Here is a 14229-nt window from a genome sequence, read left to right as displayed (position 1 = left end):
CATCCGTTCCTGAGGTGCAAAATGCAAATAAAACGAGCACATTTCATGACTGATAATATGCCATGAAATGTGCTCGCTCTAAATATATGCTGTTACGGCGCTTTTATCTCCATATCGTCCAGGCTTTTAAACTCGTAGCCCTGTTTCCGGGCTTCATCAATAATACGACCGAGCGCCTCCGCATTGTCGCGGGAGATGGAATGGAGCAGCATGACGGCACCAGGGTGGAGCTGCGCTGTCACTTTCTCATAAGCATACTGGGAGCCGCGCTGGGCGTTTACGTCCCAGTCTTTGTAAGCGAGCGACCAGAACACATTCGTATAACCCAGCTCCTTGCTCACGGCTAGAGAGCGCTCGTTAAAAATTCCGCGCGGTGTCCGGAGGTATTTCATCTCTTTTTGCCCAGTTACATTAGTAACCTCGGTCTTTACCCGATCGAGCTCCTCCGTCAGCTTTTCCGCTGAAATCGTGGACACGTCTGGATGACTCCAGGAATGGTTACCGATAATATGCCCCTCCGCTGTCATCCGTTTCAGAAGTTCTGTCTGCGTCTTAACATAATGGCCCGTTACAAAAAAGGTTGCTGGCACCTTTTTGGCTTTCAGCGTATCCAGAATTCCCGCGGTAAATCCATTTTCATACCCGTTATCAAACGTCATGTACAATTCTTTCTTGCTGGAATCTCCCATAAAGACAGCGCCATGCTTCTTAAGGAGCTCTTTAAAGCCCTCCTGATCAATAGACGGAAGCTTACCGTTCACACTTCGCTTAAAGCCGAAATGGAAAGGCCCGCTGCCCGATGCGAAAGCCGAGAGCGAAAACGTCAACAGTAGTGCAAAACACAACGTAATTATAGACGTCACTCGAAGAACGCAACGTTTATTCATGCTTTTGTACTCTCCTTCTCCGTGGTATAGTCGGTCGCCCACCGTCACTTGTCATGACAGGGCTATTACAGCATACTATCCCACGAACAGAGGAAACTTATGTGCCCGATCAGGACACGGTGATTATGGAGCCCTTTCGATGGCTCTCTATGGCATACTCGATCATGGAAATCGTGTCGCGTGCATCCTCGGGCTTCACTGGCACCTCAGATCCTTCCAAAATCGCTTCAGCAAGGCCCTGATAGAATGCCTGATATCTTCCCGGCAGGGTCTCGATTTCACCCTGAACAGCCAATCCGCTAAGTTCCGTTGCCAACTCGCCGTACTGATCCGGCTGGTCTTCTCCCCACCCGCTATCGCCAGGGTGCATTCCCTGCTTCAGCTGCGATTCCTGCGGATCCTGCCCATACTTCAGGAAACTGCCTTTATCCCCGTGCAGCTCAAACCGCGGTCCTGCCTGCCGAACGAGAGAGCCGGAATGCAAAATAACACGGTACTTCTCATATCCGAATACAAGATGAAAATAGTCCGTAACTTCCGACCCCTCGCGTTCAGCACGTATATCAGCCCATACGGTCTTCGGCTTACCGAACAGGAACAGAGCCTGGTCGATCAGGTGAGAGCCCAAATTGTACAACTCTCCCGCTCCAGGTCCTTGCTGTTCTTTCCACCGCTGCTGAACCAGCGGACGGTATCTGTTGTGATGCACTTGATACACGGAAAGCTTGCCCAAGGCTCCGGTTTCCAGCAAGTTGCGCACTGTGAGAAAATCATTGTCCCAGCGGCGATTATGGTACACCGTCAGTAGAACCCCTTTTTCCTGTGCAAGACGGATCAGGGTGTCCGCTTCCTCTGAAGTGACTGTGAACGGCTTCTCTACAACCACATGCTTTCCGGCTTCGATTGCCTTTTGAGCGTATTCAAAATGGGTCGCATTCGGGCTGGCCACCACCACAACCGCAATTTCTTCATCCTGCAGCAGCTCATCCACATGACTAACTACCTTGGTGCTGGGAAGATCCTTTCTTACTTTATCTGGATTAGAAGATACGACTGCCCGGATTCGATAATCCGGTATGCTCGTAAGAAGAGGCGCATGAAAAGTAGAGCCGGATAATCCATAACCAATAATACCCACTTGTATCGTCATCTTTCGACCACCACTTTCTTATTTATGTAATATACTTTACTGTCAATAGGCTTCTTAGAATATATATATTAGCACTTCAACTCCGCTCTCAGCAAAGAAAAAACGCCGCCCGACCATCGTATCTGCGAGCGGCGTTCATATTTTGTTGTTTAGTACGGATCAGCATCGTGACTTTTTCTCTCGGCATCCTGCACCGCTTCATCCCGTATGCTCTTGCTAGCGTCACTACCGCGATCTTTCTTGGCTTGATCAAGACCTTCTCTTACCCGTCTTCCGTATTCTTCATCCGCATTCGTGAAGTATTCCACCATTACCTCCTGAATGCGGGTATCACACTGGATCAAGGCAGCGACCAGGTTGCTGATCAGCTCATCCCGCTCCCAGTTCTCAAATGCCCGATACGTATCTCCAGCCTGCTTAAAGTCGAGCGGACGATCAATCTTCTCGCGAACGAGATTGGCATGATAGTTCGGCTGATGCGGCTTCGCTGTCTGCTGGGCTTCCTTCAAACCGTCCGTCATGGACGGCTCGTAATCCACATGCGGGCTTTGACCCGGTGCTTTATCTACAAAATATTGCATTTGACCGCCTCGTTGGTTCGTCGCCACCCTTTTTTTCGGAGCATTGATCGGCAGTTGCAAATAATTCGTCCCTACCCGGTGACGCTGGGTATCGGAATAGGAGAACGTTCGGCCCTGAAGCAGCTTGTCGTCCGAGAAGTCCAGTCCGTCCACCAACACACCTGTACCGAAGGCGGCCTGTTCCACCTCGTTGTAATAATTTTCTGGATTACGGTCAAGCACCATTTTCCCTACTTTAAGGAAGGGGAACTGATCGGCAGGCCACAACTTTGTCGGATCCAGCGGATCAAACTCCAGCTCCGGATGGTCGTCATCACTCATAATTTGAACGCACAGTTCCCATTCCGGATAATCACCGCGCTCAATCGCCTCGTACAGGTCCTGTGTCGCATGACTGTCGTTCATTCCCTGAATTTCATTTGCTTCCTTCTGGGTCAGGTTTTTGATGCCCTGCTTGATTGGCTCCCAGTGATACTTCACCAGAACTCCGGTACCTTCCGCATTCACCCACTTATATGTATTTACACCGGAGCCCTGCATTTGACGATAGTTTGCCGGAATCCCCCAAGGGGAGAACACAAATGTAATCATATGTGTCGCTTCCGGTGATCGGGAGACGAAGTCGAACATGCCGACCGGTCCGGGAACGTTCGACACCGGATCCGGCTTGAATGCATGCACCATATCCGGGAACTTCAACGGATCGCGTATAAAAAAGATTTTCAGGTTGTTACCCACCAGATCCCAGTTGCCTTCCTCCGTATAAAACTTTACAGCAAAGCCACGAGGATCGCGAAGTGTTTCTGGAGAACCCGAGCCGTGAACCACGGTTGAGAAACGAACAAACACCGGGGTACGCTTACCTGGCGTTTGGAACAGTTTTGCCCGGGTATATTTCGAGACCGGTTCGTCACCCGCTTTGCCGTATGCCTCAAAGTAGCCATGCGCGCCTGCACCTCTGGCATGAACGACACGCTCCGGTATACGCTCCCGGTCGAAGTGAGTGATTTTCTCAAGAAAATGGTAGTTCTCCAGTGTCATAGGACCGCGGTTACCAACCGTTCTCACATTTTGGTTATCATGAATCGGATGGCCCTGACGGTCTGTCAGTGTGTTGTGCTGCTCCGTTTCCCCGGCATTTCGGGAATAGCTCTCCCGGTCCTGATCCAACTGCCGACCACCTTCTGTAAACTCCTGATCTTTCACTGCATTCATCTCCTTTGCAAAATAAATCGAGTCGCTACGTTCTTTACTATGGATATTATATCCATCGCATCAAAATGTATGAACATCTAGATATTCTCATTTACTACAGTTTTTCATGCTCATAACAAAAGAAACCTCCCCGCCTATTGAAGGCGAGAAGGCTTCTTGAGCCTTCCTCTTACCCTTTCTCCCCAAGCAGGGAGCGGGTAAATGAAATCCACTCTCTGGCGGCAAAGGACAAGTACCGATCCTTGCGCCATACCATGCCGAGCTGCCATGGTATGGACGGATTATCTAATGGAAGGATCGTGACACGCGAAGCATCGATTTCTCTGCATATTGTCTCCGGTAGCAACGCAATGCCCAGATTGGCCGCAACCATCCCGCTGATTAAATCCCACTGCGAGCTTTCGTATACGACATGCGGCTCAAATCCCGCTCCGATGCACTCCCGGATAATCCGGTCATGCAGTGTAAAGTCCTCTCGAAACAATACAAAGGGCTCATCCGCCAGCTCCACAAGGGAAACCGAATCACGTCCAGCAAGCCGGTGAGACGGATGGAGCAGAAGAAGTAAATTCTCCTGAATGAACGAATAATAGTGAAACACTTCCTCGTTTACCGGCAGCACGGCAACGCCAATGTCGGTCTGCCCGCTCTCCACGTCCGCTTCCACTTTCTTGGCTCCATCCTCAATGAGCTGGATCGTAATCTGTGGGTACTTATGATGAAACTGCCCGATCACTTCCGGAAAAAAGCTGGAACCGATCATTGGCGGTAGTCCGATTCTTAAATGTCCCCGCTTCAAATTCATCAGATCCTCAAGCTCGTCCGAAACCCGCTGAAAGGCCTCAACCATTTGTTGTGCCTGCTGATACATAATCCGGCCCGCATCGGTAAGCTCGATACCCCTTCCCTGCCGATGAAAGAGGGTAACTCCCCACTCATCCTCCATATTTCTAATCGTCTTGCTGATCGTCGGTTGGGTTATGTACAACATCTCTGCTGCTTTAGTAAAGCTGCGAAGACGCGCTACTTCCAAAAAGTACTGTAAATGCCGGATGTCCAAAAAAAAGCCCCCTCTACATGTCATGTATTACTAAATGGAATGACATTGATTCGATATATGCATTTTACCTATGAAAGTTATTGTTGTAAAATTTTCATTAACGATGAAAAGAAAGGAGAGACCGGTCGTGAAACAAATCATCAAAGGAAGTCTCCAAGTGGCCGGTTTCATGCTTATCTCTATACTCATGGATAAACTGGCCGGACTGCTTAATCTAAGCATACCTGGCAGCATTTTAGGTATTGCACTCGTGTTTATTTTGCTAGAAACCAAAGTGATCCGCCTGGAATGGATTGAGCTTGGAGCCAGCTGGCTGCTTGCTGAACTGTTACTGTTCTTTATTCCGGCTGCTGTTGGTGTCATGAACTATTTCCCGATGCTTAAGAGCGACGGGATTCAAATACTCGCTGTCGTATTACTTAGCACGGTGACCGTTATGGTCAGCTCCGGGCTGATGGCTACACTTATATCCAGACGAAAGGAGCGGAAGAACCCATGACATTATCCTGGCTGGCATGGTTTGGCCTCCCCCTGACTGCAATCATTTACTGGGCTGCCAAAAAGCTGTATCAACGAAAATCAAAAGTGTATTTATCTCCGCTCCTGATCACCCCAATCGCCATTATTATCATTTTGACGCAGACCGGGGTTTCCTATGAAGCTTATAACGAAGGAGCTGGGTGGCTCAGCGATCTACTGCAGCCGGCAACGGTAGCTTTTGCTGTACCCCTATATAAAAATTTTCAGACACTCAAAAAACACGCGGCCGAAATTATGGTCAGTGTCGTCTCCGGATCGGTTATGGCGATCATATCGTCAGCCTTTTTTGCCAAATGGCTGCATCTAAGCAGCTCCCTGACGACCAGCCTCGTACCGAGATCTATTACCACCCCGATTGCTATGAACGTTTCCCAAGTGATTGGTGGTGTTCCGAACATGACGGCCGTATTCGTCATTATGACCGGTATCCTCGGCTCCATGGTCGGCCCGTCCGTTATGAAAGTGTTTAGGATCAAGGGCGATATCGCCCGCGGGATCTTGTTTGGAACAAGTGCTCACGGTACGGGTACCTCCAAAGCGTTCGAGTTCAGTTCCCTTTCAGGGACCATTTCAAGTATCTCCATGATACTCGCCGCGCTGTTCACACTCGGTGCTGCACCGATCTTAATGTCATTTCTGTTCTAACCATATTCAACAAGTTTTCCTCCACCGGCTTTCTAAGCCGGTTTTTTTTGTTTAATCTATATTTTTGTTGGATGAAATCGTGAACGTGTGCCCTGTGTCTTTGACAACCATGTGCAATAGAAGGCATAATGATTTTGTTCATCCTTTTACAAAAATTATAAGAAAACGCGAGGTTGTGTTGAATCCATCAGCCCCCTTGCGGATTGAAAGGAAGGCGGTACTGGTGTTCGCATCGAACCGGTTTCGGTTAACGATTACAAGACCATTTATTTTTTTCTCAGTCATTATGCTGCTTAAAAGCTACCTGGCTTGGATGGTAATCTTTGATGATATAATACCTTGGCGTCCGCTTATTACCGAGATCCCCTTCATCTGGTTAGTGTTCAGCCTGATCGAATGGTTCGCTTCCAAACGCAAGATGGCAGCTTACATGACCGTAAACCTGCTCCTTACCGCAATTTTTTTCGCAGCCATTATGTACTATAAATATTACGGTGTCATCGTAACCTATCATGCTCTGGAGCAGGTAAATCAGGTGACTGCAGTCAGCAACAGTGTTTTCTCACTCATGGACCCGTATTTTCTGCTGATCTTCACAGACATTATCGTGCTGTTCGTTCTCTTCTGGAGAAGCGACCGGATCAAGACCTGGAAACAGAAACATTCGAAAAAAGGGAGACGTTCCTTTGCGTCGACGATGTTCGTCATTTCCCTAGTCATCTGTCTGTTCCAAATTCTCCCTAACCGTGCCAGCATGAATGAAACTGTCAAAGCACAGGAGATGGGAATTCTCAATTATGAGGCCTACACCATCTTCCAGAAGGATGATACGGAGCTGGCAGACGCCAAGTCCATTAACCAGGACGAAGTCAATAAACTAAAAGGAATTACTCCCGTATCCACTCCCGCATATCAGGGGGTTGCTGAAGGAAAGAACGTCATCATCATCCAGATGGAATCATTCCAGCAATTCTTAATAAATTTGAAACTGGACGGTCAGGAAGTTACACCGGTTATGAACAAGCTGGCTAATGAAAGCCTTTATTTCCCGAATTTCTTTCAAAACGTCGGTCAAGGCAATACGTCCGATGCTGAATTTGTTGTAAATACGTCCTTTTATATCCCACCGCGCGGAGCAGCCGCCCAGCACTATGCGGACAGGCAGCTGCCAAGCCTGCCTAAGATGCTGAAGAAGGACGGCTATCAGTCCGCTACATTCCATACGAATGTTGTAGAGTTCTGGAACCGCGGTGAGCTGTATAAGGCACTCGGGTTTGATCAATATTACGATAAAGATTTCTTCGGTGAGCCCGATAAAGTATTTTTCGGCTCCTCCGATGAGGTGTTATATACAAAAACAGCGGAACAGCTTAAAAAAATGAGCGAGTCCGGCAATCCCTTTTATGCCCATGTCCTATCCATGACCGCCCATCATCCGTTTACGATTCCCGAATCCAAGTATAAGATGACGCTGCCGGAGCGATATGAAGGGACCTTTGTAGGCGATTATATCCGCTCTCAGAACTACGCGGACTACGCACTGGGCCAGTTTATCGAGCTACTCAAAAAAGACGGCATCTGGGACAACAGTCTCGTCATCGTATACGGAGACCATTTAGGTCTGCCGATTTATTCGTTGGATAATAAAGATAAAGAACTTATGAAAGAAATATACGGCCGTGATTATGTGTCTGCTGACATGATCAACATTCCGCTTATGATCCATAGCGAAGGATACATCGAGCCTGAAGTTATGGAACCAATCGGCGGCCAGGTGGACATTTTACCAACGATCGCCAACCTGACTGGCATATCACTAGATGATCAGCTGCACTTTGGCCAGGATCTATTGAACCAAAAGGATTACAACCTGCTACCGGAACGCTATTACCTGCCTTCCGGGACGTTCATTAACAATACAACCTTGTTTATGCCAGGCAACACTTTTGAGGACGGCACTCTCCACCCGTTGCCGCACACCTCACAGGAGGCAACAAAAGCTTCCAAAGACGAGTTTGACCGGGCGCTTAAGCTGCTTCATCTATCGGATAGCTACTTGCGGCAATTACCGGAACACAGCAGTAAATAAATAAGTAAGGGGCATCTCCAAGGTCTTGATGACCTGTAGAGACGCCCCTTGTTTTTTGTCACCTGTGCATATCCTGCTTCATATGCAGCAGCTCAAAGGTGTTTGTAAATCCGGCCTGATCCAGAAGACTGCCAAGAAGCGGCCGAGTCGAACGCACATGGTTAGCATGGCGCTTCAGCCCCTGCTCTTCCGGCTTCATCACATAACGAAGGAGCGCCTTCAAGACGTCTTCCGGGTTCTCCACATCCGGATGAACGCCGATATTCGTTACAACTACCGACACATGCTTGCCGGCCTCATCAAAGTCATTACGGTAAAGAGCATATCCGAGTGGGGTCAGCCCATTCGACAGAATCAAGGACTGCCCTCCCTTAAGACACTGCCAATGCGTCTGCCACGGGCCGCTATGATCATAGAAATCCAAAGCGCCAACTTCCGAAGGAACTCCTGTCTTATAGCGAAATCCCGGATCATCGCTACCGAATATGGAAGCTTCCAAATCTTCATCACAAGACATGAAACGAAGTCTTTCAATTTCTTCGTAGCCGCATGATTTATAGAGGCGTACAGCCGGTTCATTTTGTACAAAAACCTCCAGCAAAGCAGTGTTCACACCGCGTGTTCTGTATGTATTCAGGCTTGCTTCGATCAAATGTCGCCCCAACCCCTGGCCTCGCCGGGATTTAACGATACCGGTGCCCCCATTCCACACTTTCCACTCTTCCCCATACTTCCGGTAACCGTTCATCGTTAATCCAGCGGGCTCATCATCCACATACATGACAACGGAACCCTCGAAGTCCAATTCCTCAAAGGCCGCGCGGCGAATAAACAGATTCAGTCCCATACTCATATTGACCAGATAATCCTCAAAAGACGCGTTCCAAATATCCAGCAACTTATCTGCGGGAATTTCACTTGCTCGTTTGAAATGAATTTCCATCGTGATCTCCTTTTCGTCCACATGCCAAAATGGTTGATTAGAAGCTCTCCATATGGCGCCATTTGACATGTGCACTTACTTTTTCTTATTATAGATAACATATACCTTTTTTTCAGCATGGTTTTTCTTTTTATAAATATATTACGAATAATATAGTCAAACGACAATATTAAAGTTTATTACAAGGTAACGCCCATTAAGTTAATAGGAGTGAGACATACGAATTGGACCCCATACGAAGGATAAGCAGATTCGTGTATGTGGCACTTGGCTTGAGTGTTTTGGCTTCATTTACTCCCATTAGTGGGGAGGATAAATCCAAATCCGCTGTTCCATCACAGGAATTGGCACTGGCTAAGAGCAGTCGCGTCGCACCAGCTCCGATACCGACCGGTCCCGTACCGGAACGGATTCTGTCTGCTGCACCGCGCCAAATGTATCTGATATCCACCCGTTTGACCAAATTCAGTCTACAGACTGCTCATATTTTTCTGATTTTAAAGCACATGCTGCTTGAACCTTTAAAATTCAGGTCGAATTATGTTGATGGTAATGCATATTTGCATCTTGCTTTGTAGTAAGCTATTGAAAACAAATTCGGACCAGAAAAGAAAAGGATGTGTTTTGATTGGATGGTAGTAGTATAGGCTTCAATTTATTTTTAGTAGCACTTCTTATTGCTTTTACAGCGTTTTTCGTTATGACGGAATTTGCTATTGTAAAAATTCGTACCAGCCGAATCGACCAACTCGTGCTTGAGGGACGCAAAAACTCCCTGGCTGCAAAAAAAGTGATTACCAATCTTGACGGATATTTATCTGCCTGTCAGCTGGGTATTACCATTACAGCTCTCGGCCTCGGTTATTTGGGCGAAAGCACGTTTGAGGCCATATTCCACCCGATATTTGACGCACTTGGACTGCCTGTCGAGCTCTCAGGAGCCATGTCATTCTTGTTTGCGTTTATCTTTATGACATATATTCACGTCGTTATTGGTGAGCTTGCTCCTAAAACATGGGCTATCCAAAAAGCCGAGCAAGTCACACTCATGACAGCCAAACCTATCATATGGTTTTACCGCATCATGTATCCGTTCATCTGGCTTTTGAACGGATCCGCGAACGGCCTCGTCCGTATTTTCGGCCTTCACCCGGCCAGTGAGCATGAGGAAGCCCACTCGGAAGAGGAACTGCGGATGATCCTTAGTGAAAGCTATGAGAGCGGTAAGATCAACCAAAGCGAATATGGCTATGTTAGCAACATCTTTGCCTTTGACGATTTGCTAGCTAAAGAAATTATGGTGCCTCGTACCGATATGGTATGTCTTTATGTAGATAAACCTCTTGCAGCTAACCTGCAGATTATTAAAAGAGAACAATATACCCGATTCCCGGTTGTTCGCGGGGATAAGGATCAGGTTGTCGGCATGGTGAACACGAAGCAGTTCTTCTTGGAGTTCGATGACAATTCCAATATCGATCTTTCCAAACTTATTCACCCGGCCATGACTGTATCGGAAGCCATTCCGATCAAGAAACTGCTAAAGAAAATGCAGCAGGAAGGTACGCATATGGCCGTCTTGATTGATGAATATGGCGGTACCTCCGGTATGATTACGATTGAGGACATTTTGGAGGAAATCGTCGGAGAGATCCGCGATGAATTCGATGACGATGAAGAACGCGATCTGGTTCAACCGGAACCGAACCGTCTTATCGTAGACGGAAAGGTATCCATCAATCGTGTAAATGATCTGCTGCTCTGCGATCTGAACACAGATGAGCTCGACACGATCGGCGGATGGCTGTACGGTCATAACTCCGAGCTCGTCAAAGGTGACAGCTGGACCTACCGTGACTTGACCTTTACGGTTCTCGAGAAGAAAACACACCGGTATACCAAGCTGCAAATTCTCAAAGAAACAGCGGAACAGCAGGAAGCCGAAGCTGCTGTTGCTGAAGAGATTGGAAAATAAGCACAATCTAATAGACATAACGATGCCCTGTAGAGGAAGCCTTCTCTACAGGGCATCGTTTTTTGAATGGTATAAAAATATGAAAACTTTATATTTTTATACTTTAATAGAGTGCAACTCTAATGTAATATAGTATATTATGGTCAGATGATATAGGAGGCCGATAGAAATGCACCGACAAATCGCAATTATTGGAAGCAGCGGGGGGAACCTATATAACCTGGGGGGAAAAGAACCTCAAAAGCTGCTGGATGAAATATTACTGCAAATGGAGAGCGCCGGGCTGACGTGTATAGCGCTGCAGTTTATCGCTGCACAGACTTCTATGGATTCAGCCAAAGATACAACAGGAGCCGCACTTTACAGCTGGAATATCTCTAAGAGAGCACCCGTCATCATTGCCGAGGGCACTCTTAAAGAGGTGAATCAGGCAGCTCAGCGGCTGGACCAGGAAATCGCCGAACAGATCGATCTCGGTGAAATCGAAGGCATAATCGTCATGAGTGCCGATCCTGAGAACACCAACCGTCGTGCATTTGAAGCAGCCGCACGGCACAAGGTGCCGGTCACGGGAACCGGGGGCACCTCGATGGCCATGCTTCAATCCAAGGGCGTACAGGTCATTTCTGCATCCGGTACGACTGGCACGACGAACCGTACCCGTGCCGTCGCGTTTGTCACGTCACTCTGCAAGCATTGGAGGATGCCTTATCGTCCGGTCATTGGCGGCGCGGCTGTATCTGCTGACAGTACCGCTTCCGGCACCTCGCCTTGGAAACGAATCAATATCCGCGGAATCATGATGGCCTCGCTGCCTGGCTTTATCGGAATGGCATTGATACTCGCGGCCAGTAAAATCCCCGGTCTGTCCCAACTTACGGCTGTATTTGACCTGATGATTAAAGCACTGCCGGTTATCATTGCGGTCATTGCCGCGAAGCAGATTTCAGAACTTGATGAGGTTTCCATTGTCGCCGGTATTGTTGCGGGCGTTCTCTCCGTTGAGGGAGGCATCATTGGGGGCATGATCGGCGGTATCGGTGCCGGTCTGATCGTTCACTATGTATTCCGCAAGTGTGTGGAATGGCGATTCCCTGCTACTACCGTCAACATTGTGGCCGGGGGAGTATCCGGACTCATTGCCGGCTTGTTCGTTTATTTCCTGATTGCTCCTGTTGCCCTGGCTGCAGGGGAATCGATCCGTTACCTGATAGAGACGCTTGTCTCCTGGAGTCCGGCCTTCGCTGGTCTGATCGCAGGTATTCTGATCTGGCCTGCTATTATCGGCGGTGTCTATCATGCTGCCATTCTGCCAATCGTGCTGTTGGAGATGGAACGGACAAGCAACAGCTTTCTTGGAGCCGTCGATATGGTAGGCCTCGTGATGGTTTCCGCAGGTATAACATTAGCCAACATCATCGCTCCGCGCGACAAGGGAGAAGCCGCTGTTGCGGCCCCAGGTTTCGCGATCAATATGGGTTTCGGCACCTTTGTCGAAGCTGCCTATCCATTTATGTTCTCGAACAAGCTGGTGTTTGTCGGAGCCATTGCTTCCGCCGGTCTCGGCGGTCTACTAGTTGGCATGTTCGAAGTGAGAGGAACCGCCTATGTCCCTTCCTTCCTCGGGCCAGTAACCTCGAACAATACGGTTGGCTTTCTGATCTCTATGGCGGCCAGCCTACTCTGTTCATTCCTGATTACGTTCTTAGTCAATAAAATGTCGCTATACCGCGACTCTAAACAGACCATAAGCATGTAGCCCTTGTGGTTCAGAGTCAGGACACTGATACGCAATATCCCCCCGCGCCGCAATCAAACCTAGCTTGACTGCAATAAAAAGAGGGGTTCCCCAAAAGGTCCTTTGACCTGGGAACCCCCTTTGTCTGTTATGAGACGCTTGGAATATTTCCTGTCTTCTTTAAAAACCTAATCCTTACTAAGATCTCTGATCTCAATGTCATTGGCGGATGTAATTTCCGAAATATCATCGACCCTGAAGATGTGAGTCTGCTTGCCACCATTAAAACCTTCATCAAAGGTACCTTTATTAATCTTCTTCACGTTGCCAGGGGTGTTCAGTTCAGAAGGATAATAATCAATTTGAATACCCGTCTTACCTTCCACCATCACTTCCGGCATTCGCTGAACCAACTCCATCACACGTTCCTGCTCCGTTAAGAGGTTATCTGCGGTAAGATCCGCAAATACAGTCAGGCTAACGTGCTGGCTGCCGACCGCTGCTCCATTCTCACTATTTAGATTTCTATAGTTTCTTTCAACTGTTTGGTTATGACCGACGTTCACCCATGTACTTAGGAATGCAGTCTGTGGATATAACTCATCAGCCAAAGGTGTCAGGATTTCCTTGAGCTGAAGCGCCCACAACTCATTCAAGTAATTCTCATTCGATATTTCTGGAGGATTGTCGTCATTGCTCTCCAGCCGGAATACCAGCTCAGGATTTTGCTCTGGATGTGCCCTCAAATAATAAGTGCCGGTCGCCCAGGTATATCTCACATCCGTTACCTTAAATGATTCATTGTATTTCTGCTTCAGATAGCTCTCGGCCGCCTCCTGAACTACCCGTTTCTCCGCACCACTCTTGGTGAAAGGTTCCGACCCCGTAGTGTATCCGCCATAAATAGCCCCTACAAAAAGAGCTGCACCGATCACCGTACGCACCGCAATTTTCCATGGAGAGGAGAACTGCCGCTGCCTCTTCTGAGCTTTAAACGGATCCTTGGGTGTTCTGTAATTAAAGTAGACCACAGTTATAATGAGTCCAACGATATGCACTCCCAATGCCACGGGAGCCACGATTAGTCCTAAAAATCCCAACGTCATAAAAAAAATAAAGAGTGAGGCACCCTGCAGTGCCATAAGAATTATACCGCCCACAATCATACCCGGTGTACCGATATAGAACATACCAAGACCGGTGCAGATCAAAGAGAGAAACGTAGCAACCCACTGATGTTTTTTCAATTTAGCATCCTTCCTTTATTTAGAACTTAAAAAATCATGTTCCATTTTCCAAACCTTATTATACCAGTGGTCCCCAGACAAACAAAGAACCCATTTTCACCGTAGTGAATTGGGCTCTCGATAGGATATTGCTGCTTACATTACCCTTTCCGGTATGGA

12 protein-coding genes are annotated in these 14229 nt (G+C 47.9%); 5 read left to right on the top strand and 7 right to left on the bottom strand.

The annotated features are described in order from the left end of the window. Nucleotides 1-92: 92 nt before the first annotated feature. The 4 genes from pdaA to cidR all read right to left on the bottom strand — a co-directional run bounded on the left by pdaA (nt 93) and on the right by cidR (nt 4893). Nucleotides 93-887 carry a delta-lactam-biosynthetic de-N-acetylase gene (gene pdaA / locus B9N86_RS01055; RefSeq protein ID WP_208917373.1) on the bottom strand — a complete coding sequence of 265 codons (795 nt, stop codon included), beginning with the start codon at nt 885-887 and terminating at the stop codon, nt 93-95. 109 nt (nt 888-996) lie between these two features. Continuing rightward, nucleotides 997-2037: an oxidoreductase gene (locus B9N86_RS01050; protein WP_208917372.1), complete on the bottom strand. Its 1041-nt coding sequence runs from the start codon at nt 2035-2037 to the stop codon at nt 997-999. A gap of 149 nt (nt 2038-2186) precedes the next feature. Beyond that, nucleotides 2187-3788: a catalase gene (locus tag B9N86_RS01045; protein WP_425298593.1), complete on the bottom strand. Its 1602-nt coding sequence runs from the start codon at nt 3786-3788 to the stop codon at nt 2187-2189. Between the two features lie 214 nt (nt 3789-4002). After that, entirely contained in the window at nt 4003-4893 is an 891-nt protein-coding gene (gene cidR / locus B9N86_RS01040; RefSeq protein ID WP_208917370.1) for a cidABC operon transcriptional activator CidR, read from the bottom strand. 127 nt (nt 4894-5020) lie between these two features. On the opposite strand from cidR, the gene B9N86_RS01035 reads away from it, so the two are divergent. The 3 genes from B9N86_RS01035 to B9N86_RS01025 all read left to right on the top strand — a co-directional run bounded on the left by B9N86_RS01035 (nt 5021) and on the right by B9N86_RS01025 (nt 8167). Continuing rightward, nucleotides 5021-5392 (top strand): CidA/LrgA family protein, encoded by a 372-nt coding sequence (locus B9N86_RS01035; RefSeq protein ID WP_208917369.1) that lies wholly within the window; start codon nt 5021-5023, stop codon nt 5390-5392. Further along, on the top strand, nt 5389-6078 hold the full coding sequence (locus B9N86_RS01030; RefSeq protein WP_208917368.1) for a CidB/LrgB family autolysis modulator: 690 nt from the start codon (nt 5389-5391) through the stop codon (nt 6076-6078). Before B9N86_RS01035 ends, B9N86_RS01030 begins: the two co-directional genes overlap by 4 nt. A 223-nt stretch (nt 6079-6301) precedes the next feature. Beyond that, on the top strand, nt 6302-8167 hold the full coding sequence (locus tag B9N86_RS01025; protein ID WP_208920031.1) for an LTA synthase family protein: 1866 nt from the start codon (nt 6302-6304) through the stop codon (nt 8165-8167). A 58-nt stretch (nt 8168-8225) separates the two neighbouring features. Here the strand turns inward: B9N86_RS01025 and B9N86_RS01020 are convergent, their stop codons facing one another. Both B9N86_RS01020 and B9N86_RS01015 read right to left on the bottom strand, forming a co-directional pair. Continuing rightward, a complete protein-coding gene (locus B9N86_RS01020; protein ID WP_210190628.1) occupies nt 8226-9131 on the bottom strand; it encodes a GNAT family N-acetyltransferase in 906 nt (301 codons plus the stop codon). Between the two features lie 175 nt (nt 9132-9306). Next, the gene (locus B9N86_RS01015) at nt 9307-9561 is read right to left on the bottom strand and encodes a hypothetical protein (protein WP_208917366.1); all 255 of its coding nucleotides are present in this window, start codon (nt 9559-9561) and stop codon (nt 9307-9309) included. A 177-nt stretch (nt 9562-9738) separates the two neighbouring features. On the opposite strand from B9N86_RS01015, the gene B9N86_RS01010 reads away from it, so the two are divergent. Together B9N86_RS01010 and B9N86_RS01005 are read left to right on the top strand one after the other, a co-directional pair. Next, complete coding sequence (locus B9N86_RS01010) at nt 9739-11085, top strand: hemolysin family protein (protein ID WP_208917365.1); 1347 nt, start codon at nt 9739-9741, stop codon at nt 11083-11085. A gap of 169 nt (nt 11086-11254) precedes the next feature. Beyond that, a complete protein-coding gene (locus tag B9N86_RS01005; RefSeq protein WP_208917364.1) occupies nt 11255-12844 on the top strand; it encodes a PTS sugar transporter in 1590 nt (529 codons plus the stop codon). Nucleotides 12845-13011: 167 nt separating this feature from the next. On the opposite strand, the gene B9N86_RS01000 is transcribed toward B9N86_RS01005, so the two are convergent. Then, a complete protein-coding gene (locus B9N86_RS01000; RefSeq protein WP_208917363.1) occupies nt 13012-14070 on the bottom strand; it encodes a hypothetical protein in 1059 nt (352 codons plus the stop codon). Between the last annotated feature and the right edge of the window lie 159 nt (nt 14071-14229).

This window comes from Paenibacillus uliginis N3/975 (genome assembly GCF_900177425.1).
GTDB classification, from domain to species: domain Bacteria; phylum Bacillota; class Bacilli; order Paenibacillales; family Paenibacillaceae; genus Paenibacillus_AQ; species Paenibacillus_AQ uliginis.
The sequence above is the reverse complement of the archived record's forward strand: the minus strand, read 5'-3'. Positions and strand labels throughout refer to the sequence as shown.